Genomic DNA, 7,554 nt, shown 5'->3' on the forward strand with positions numbered 1-7,554 from the left:
GGTCCTGGTGGTCCTGTCAATGTGCCAAACCCAGGTACATTGCTTTTAATAGGACTTGGGTTAATGGGCGTTGTATCTCGTCGCAACAAAATTAAAAATTAGTAAACTATCTAAGGATAAAGGAGAGTCTATTTAATAGGCTCTCCTCCTGGCTTATTTTCCAACCCACCTTACCTACAACCACTCCAAAACCAGCCGACAATCCTTTTTAGCGACAGAGGCGTTTGATGTTATTTATATAATGAGTGAAAACAATAATTTTTTTCTTTCAACAAAGAGTACAGATCGCGAAAAGCTTACTCACCAAATCGCCCATGATAGTTATATTTTTTAAATACAAACTTTCCTTCTTTTGTGTCCTGATAGTCAATCAGGTATTTCACTATAGCATCTAATATATCTATTGACTTAGGGTATTTTTTATTTATACATATAACAATAGGGATCTCATCCAAAATATATTTTCTATATTTACTTTCTGGCAGTCTTTGAGACAGCCTATCACCTATTCGACTTTCGTAATCCAAAATATAAAAAGCCCTTTTCTTTATAAACATGTTAATCATTGATTGTGGCCAGGCTATTGACTGATAAAAATTATCTTTAGGAAGATAGTTTTTAAGAAAGGAATAACTTTCTTGGGTTACGAGAATTAACTGATTCTGTAGTTTGCTAATATCGGTTAGCTCTGGCTGGTTAGTGTTTTGATATAAAGTAGGATAGTCGCTAAAAATTGCTTGTGAACAAAAAAACTTTTCACTAAAACTGTGAGTAAAAAAATGAGCCACCAATATTAAGTCTAGTCGTTGCTGCTGGGCCATCCGCTTTAGTCGACTGGCTGGCAACCTAATCAGTTGGTACTCTATACCTAATGTAGGAAACATTTTATGGTATATTTCGATAATCAAGCCCGGCTTGTTACTATCTACTTCTTCTGTATCGTAAAAGTAGGGGGGAATGTGGAAATAACCAACTTTTAACCGATCACTCTTTACAGAATTACTCACGAGTACACAGAAAAGGACAAAGCTAATAATCAAAATATCCCTTATCAAGTTAAAAGAGTATTTCAAACTTAGCATTCTCCATTATCAAAACCTGTGACCTGTGTGACTGTTTTAAGAATAGCAGAACTCAAGCTACCTGCCATTTTTCTGGCTTTGCCTTTTCACATTATTTAAACTAGGTTAATATTGAAGAGTGGATGCTATACACGACTGAAGGCTGAGTGATTTTTAAGCAGTTTTATATGTTACTTAATAGTGATTTAGCATTTCTCAATACATAAAAATAACTCAGTGAATTTGTTTATTGCTTCCCTATTTTTTAATTAATTATTTGTATCTAGATGTAGATTATATAATCTAAACGCTCTCGGGGCTGCCGTGTATTCAATTTCTTATTGTTTTCCCTGTAGTCCTTCCAAATACTTCTAGAAACATCAATATAAAACCATATTCAGCAATAATTTCCAATATTATTTCAGATAGTTACAGGTGATTAGCGAGCAAGTAACAGTTGAAGGCAGTTGCCTACCTTAACTTACTGTAAAACTTTGTGATCTTTCTTAGGCTCCAACAGCTAACCCTATGAGCTAACGTAAATTAAGATAAGCTGCTTTAGCCTAAGTGTTTCAGTAAGTTAATAAGCCTCCTTTTTAGGTATATTTAGGCAGCCTTTTTCGATTTAATACTTTTCTTTAACTTCTTAATTTTGTTCTCGTGTTTTTCAACTTTCGAGATTCTATTTTTTAGTTCTTTTTTTAGGTTATTAATTTTTTTGCTCAATGGTTTATCCTCGTATTATAGTTAAGTCGCAGGCTAATTTAGCACAATTATCGACAGAATACTGAATATAAATACTATATATTTTTTTCATAGTGGTATGTGTTTGGTGTATACAGCTCATAGTAAAATCAACTAGAACCTTGGCCAGGATTCGTGCTTATGCACAGTCTCCACCTGTATGAACAGTTAATCTGACTTAACTTAGATCAACAGGCTCTAGCAACTAAACATATCAGAAAGATGGCCATGAGGTGGTAAAAATGCTTTTATCAAAAGTGATTATAATTTCTAAAAAACCTTGGCTACACATAAACTACGCTTATTTCGCACCAAATAAAAAACCAAAAAAAATCAGCGGCAATTGCTTTAGAAAAAATTTATTTATCGCAAAATAAATTTAAAACTACTTACCTTTCTATGATTTTTTTGCTCTAAAGTGCGTAAGAGCTTTCTCTTCATTACTTGATGATCTCACCTTAAAAAGCTTTGCTTTTAGCATGACTATGTAACAACATAACAATTCAAACTAGTTTCAGCATCGCTATGTAATAACATAACAATTTTAACTAAGAGCCTTAAAAATTTGCTAATAGGTATTTGTTAGCTATTATGATACAGGTAAATAACAGCGGATAAGGAGGTCAAAATGACTGAAATACGTAGTGTAAAATGTGCTTGTAAAGATTGTGTCTGTGTTGTAGAAATAGATAAGGCAGTCAAGAAAGAAAGTAAATATTATTGTGGTGATACCTGTGCTGAGCACCATAAGCAAAAGTCAGGTTGCGATCATGCAGGCTGTGAATGTAAAGGTTAATCCTACTTTAAATATTTAAGAACTAAGGGTCGCTTGCGATCCTTAGTCTATTATTTCGATCAGCTACTGATAATAGCTCAGCTAAAACTATGTATAAAACTGAACAGCCTGGCTCTTAAATTGTCACATCACTCAACCCCAGAAAACCTCACTTATTGTAACTACCCTACTCAGAATTCACATATAATTTATAGACTAAATCTTTTTCATACAGTCCTTCTGCAATTTTTTTAATTTTTTTCATCGCATATTGATGCTTTGATTTCTTTGAGTAGTGGACCCACCATTCTTTTGAATTAATTAATAAAGGACTACCAAGGGTATTTAAATTAACATTTGCTCTTTTAGCTGCATATTCAATTCCAGAGTAAGAACCAACAATCCCATCAATATGTCCAAGGTCCAACATTTTCAGTCCTTGAACATAATTATCAACATAAAACTTTCTTATGGTTTGATCATTATCATACTTTTCCGAGAAACTGGCTTTTCTAATAGTAGCAATACTCAGATTTTTTAATTCACTATAATTCTCTAAAGATATACCCATCTTTGTCCAAACTAGCACCTGAGACTCACTTACTTTGGCTAAATAACTCACATGCTCTTTAATTGAGCTATTTTTAAATATAATAGCCATATCAATATCCCCCGTTTTTAACGACATTAAAATTCGGGCATAAGGAAGCGGGATAACTTCCAACTTTAGGCCTAATTGTTTTTCAATTTTCTTATATAGTTTAACTACAGCTCCTCCATTTAAGTCTTGTTCATCATAGAAAGGTGGAAATGATGGCAGAGAGCCTCGTAAAGCCTCATTTGCTGATGAGGCATGAGTTATAAAGGTGAATATGATGAGGGCAAACTTCAACCAGATACTTCTCATACCTATTATTATAGAGTTGACCTAAAAAGATGCTATACCTAATGCAATTGATTTTTAGGGTTTGCTGTCATCACGAAGCACCCAAGGTAGTTTGGGGAGTTGACTAGGTAACAGCTCTTACCCGATTAGGCTTTTCTCCACCTACTTACTATTTTCCGAAGCTCATCTTCATCAATGTTTGCCGGTTGATTGTGTAATATATGATCCAAAAAAGCCAAAACTGCCACCTTTTATTTACGCATTTTATTCGTGTCAGTTGCTTTGGCTTCATCAACTATATGCTACATTAGTATTAACTATGTAAAATTTGATGATAGTTGCAATTACTTTAATGATATGCAGCATCTTATATCCACAAACCTATTGATACTTAATGCAGCAAAGCTTATAGCACCTGCGCTTCTAATTGTTAGCCTCTTGAAAGGATGTAGTGATAATGAACTAGAAGTCAAACATCCACCTCAGCAATCAAAAGAAAAGATAACCTTGGCTTATGCAGAATGGACGGATGCCATTGCAACAACCTATACGATAAAATTTGTGCTAGAGTCCCATGGGTTTGAGGTGTCTATGACCTCTGGCAGTATCGATAAAGTATGGGAGATAGTAGCATCAGGTGAAGCTGATGCTATGGTTACAGCCTGGTTACCAACTACTCACAAAGCTTATCTAGAACAGTATCAAGAAAAGGTAGTAAACTTGGGGCCAAACCTGTCCGGTACGCGTTTAGGGTTAGTAGTTCCCTCTTATGTTAACATTAGCGCTATTAATGAACTAAATACTTTGTCAGATCAGTTCAATGGGGTTATATATGGAATTGAACCAACAGCCGGATTAATGAAGCTAACAAAACAGGCAATCAAAAGCTATCAGCTTAATTATCAATTAATTCAGAATAAAAGTACCAATATGCTCAGTAGTCTTGAGCAAAGCATTGATCAGAAAAAATATATAGTGGTCACTGGTTGGACCCCACACTGGAAGTTCGCTAAGTTTGATTTAAAGTATTTGGCCGATCCAAAACAAGTTTTTGGAAAACAAGAGTTTATTCACTCTATTGCTAATAAAGAATTTTCAAAAAACAGCCCAAAAGCGAGCAAAATTATTGATGATTTTGAGTGGACTACCAGAGATATTGCACAAGTAATGGTGTGGATGAATAATGGCATGAGTCCCCAAGATGCAGCTCAACGGTGGCTAAACCAGACTAACATAAAATACTAATATAAACGTCTCTATCTCAGAATACCTTCATAGTTTTTAAGTTCAATATCCCACCTACTAGGAGCGTTATTTTGAGCAAAATCTATCACTCCACTCCTAAAACTTGACATAGTTTCAAGTATAACTTTGATTGTCATACCGTTTGTATTTTTAACCTCATGTCAAGCTCTTACAATTTCAACTTAAAAATACAACTACACATCACTAGACACCCATATATAAATGCTATAGCGATTAAGCGCTCCACATATACTATTATATTCATAACCCTTAGACGCAAGTTTTAGCAAAAAAAGAAGTAACTACCAGTATAGTTCATGAAAAAAACTGATAAAAAAATAACAACCTCCTCCCCTGCTCTTGATATTACCTCATATATTGAACTATTGGAGCCCCGTCTGCTTTTTGACGGCGCCATGGCTGCTGAAGTTGACTTTGCAAGTAATAATGATATTGAAATGGAAAAAGAGACTGTTCAGCAAGAGAAAGTCGACCATCAGGCACTAATAACAGCACTGGAACAAGTCAGTTCAGACTTACCGACGACTGTAGCCTTTGTCGATTTAAGTCTCAAAAATGTACAGGATATTGTGAATGCGCTGGACGATAATATTACTGTATACCAGATTCCAGCAGATCAAGACGGCCTAGCAATTATTGCTAAAGCAGTTAACAATCACCATACCATAGATGCAGTACATATCTTCAGCCATGGAAAACCTGGTGAATTACTGTTAGGCAACAGTACGATCAACCAGCTCACGATCAGCCATTCCTATACCAACCAATTTAAATTGTTAGCCTCAAAACTTAACGACACAGCTGATATATTCATCTATGGCTGTAATGTTGCCAGCTCTCTTGCTGGGCAAAATACTATTGCTTTATTAGCTAAACTCACAGGTGCAGATATTGCTGCCTCTACCGATATTACTGGGGCTACAACCAAAGGCGGTAACTGGCAGCTAGAATATCAACTTGGTGAAATCAATCAGCAGCGACCAGTTTTATCATCAGAGTTTCGCCAACATTATCCTCATATACTAGCTGCGCCAGGCAATATTGACGGTGGTAATCTCACTACTTGGTTAAAAGCAGATGCAGGTGTAGCCTCTGCAGGCGGGCTGGTTTCTTCATGGCAGGACCAAAGTCTTAACGGTGGTGATAACACAGTTGTCCAAAGCCTTGATGCACTAAAACCAACATTATTAAATAGCAATAATGTCAATGCAGCGAACTTTAATCCCGTTTTATTTTTTGATTCATCAGGTGCATCTGACGACCAGTTATTAAAAAACATGGTCACAGGTAATGACCTAATTACTGCTACTAATAATACTATTTTTACCGTAGTCAACGTTACTTCAGCAGGTGTCGTCGTACAATGGGAGCAAACTAATGGTATATTTGGCGACAATCGAATCAGTATTGAATATCAGGCACCTAACGACCCACGCCTGGATTTTCCAACCGATGAAGTAGCCAATAAAATTGTCAGCAATACCATTTCAACTAATTACCATATTGTCACCGGTGTTACATCAGCGCCTTTAAATAGCTTATTTGTTGATGGACTGGAAAAAGGTACCACGGTGCCTTCAGCAACAGCCGACCCTGCTCAGTCAGGCACTTTAGCCGTGGGTACTTTTCCTGAAATCCCTGGCTCAGTTAACCCAACCATGAACCTGGCTGAAATTATTATTTATAACACCAACTTATCACTTGCTAATAAACAACAGGTTGAGTCTTATCTTGCCATTAAATATGGTACAACTCTTGATACAACAGATAATGATGGTTCTATTATAGAAGGAGACTATAAATCTTCTGGCAGCATAACCGTTTGGAACTCTACCACCAACGCAGCATTTCATAACGATATTGCTGGCTTAGCTCAAGACGATGACTCTGCCCTTGACCAAACCCAATCAAAATCCATTAATACTGATAGTATTCTCACAGCCAGTGGAGCCTCATCACAAGATAACAGCGACTTTTTTATCTGGGGCAATAATAATGGAGCACTAACCGAAACAACCACAGAAAAACCTTTAGGAGTTAATCAACGACTTATCAGGGAATGGAAAGTACAAGAAACCGGTGATATTGGTACAGTTGATTTTTCTTTTGATTTAAGCACTGTTGCCACTACTGGCACAGCGGCTAGCGATTTTGGGTTATTAGTTGATACCGATGGTGACGGGGATTTTACCACCGGCACAATCAATACTATTGTCGCCACTAGCTATGATGGCACCAACCTGACGTTTGATAATATTGATCTTGCAACTGGTAATGTTTTTACTATTGCCTCTTCACTTAATCAATCACCAACGATTAACAACCTGGGTGGCGATAGTTTTGCCTATAATCGAGGCGACGGCGTCCAATTAATCGACCAAGGCAATAATGCCAGTGTCGTGGATACCGATAATGCCAACTTTAATGGTGGCAATGTTACGGTGCAATTTACCGCTGGCAGTGATAATGCTGAAGACCAATTGGCCATTCAGCATCAAGGCAATGGGGCTGGGCAAATTGGGGTGACAGGCAATACGGTCAGTTTTGGCGGCACGGCGATTGGCACATTTTCCGGTGGTACTGGAGGGACTCCCCTACAAATTAATTTAAATGCCAGTGCTACTCCAGCGGCTACAACAGCCCTGGTTAAACAAATCAGTTATGAAAATACCGATACCACTACCCCCACCGCTGGCAGTCGCACCATTCAATATACGCTAAATGATGGTAATGGGGGTAATAGCCTGCCTGTGCAAGCCACAGTGAATGTCAATGGGACACCAGCCATTAATAATCTTGGCGGCGATAGCTTTACTTATAAT

Annotated in this window: 6 protein-coding genes; 4 read left to right on the forward strand and 2 right to left on the reverse strand. The window is 37.0% G+C overall.

The window, feature by feature from the left end; all coding sequences use genetic code 11:
• Positions 1-21: 21 nt before the first annotated feature.
• Positions 22-102: a PEP-CTERM sorting domain-containing protein gene (locus ORQ98_RS29755; protein ID WP_425347729.1), complete on the forward strand. Its 81-nt coding sequence runs from the start codon at positions 22-24 to the stop codon at positions 100-102.
• Between the two features lie 194 nt (positions 103-296).
• Here ORQ98_RS29755 and ORQ98_RS28365 read toward each other — a convergent pair whose 3' ends face one another.
• Complete coding sequence (locus tag ORQ98_RS28365) at positions 297-1,007, reverse strand: transporter substrate-binding domain-containing protein (RefSeq protein WP_274692200.1); 711 nt, start codon at positions 1,005-1,007, stop codon at positions 297-299.
• Positions 1,008-2,433: 1,426 nt separating this feature from the next.
• Here ORQ98_RS28365 and ORQ98_RS28370 point away from each other — a divergent pair.
• Positions 2,434-2,601, forward strand: coding sequence for a metallothionein (locus tag ORQ98_RS28370; protein WP_274692201.1), 168 nt, complete (start codon positions 2,434-2,436; stop codon positions 2,599-2,601).
• 166 nt (positions 2,602-2,767) lie between these two features.
• On the opposite strand, the gene ORQ98_RS28375 is transcribed toward ORQ98_RS28370, so the two are convergent.
• Positions 2,768-3,472: a substrate-binding periplasmic protein gene (locus ORQ98_RS28375; RefSeq protein ID WP_274692202.1), complete on the reverse strand. Its 705-nt coding sequence runs from the start codon at positions 3,470-3,472 to the stop codon at positions 2,768-2,770.
• Positions 3,473-3,904: 432 nt separating this feature from the next.
• Between ORQ98_RS28375 and ORQ98_RS28380 the strand changes: the two genes are divergently transcribed.
• Both ORQ98_RS28380 and ORQ98_RS28385 read left to right on the forward strand, forming a co-directional pair.
• A complete protein-coding gene (locus ORQ98_RS28380) occupies positions 3,905-4,711 on the forward strand; it encodes a glycine betaine ABC transporter substrate-binding protein (protein ID WP_274692203.1) in 807 nt (268 codons plus the stop codon).
• Between the two features lie 317 nt (positions 4,712-5,028).
• On the forward strand, positions 5,029-7,554 hold a 2,526-nt coding region (locus ORQ98_RS28385; protein ID WP_274692204.1), incomplete at its 3' end, for a DUF4347 domain-containing protein.

It is taken from the genome of Spartinivicinus poritis, assembly GCF_028858535.1.
In the GTDB taxonomy this organism is placed as follows: domain Bacteria; phylum Pseudomonadota; class Gammaproteobacteria; order Pseudomonadales; family Zooshikellaceae; genus Spartinivicinus; species Spartinivicinus poritis.

Excerpts from the sequence above, each read along its gene's own strand:
- ORQ98_RS28370 (WP_274692201.1), top strand. The coding sequence starts at position 2,434 with ATGACTGAAATACGTAGTGTAAAATGTGCTTGTAAAGATTGTGTCTGT.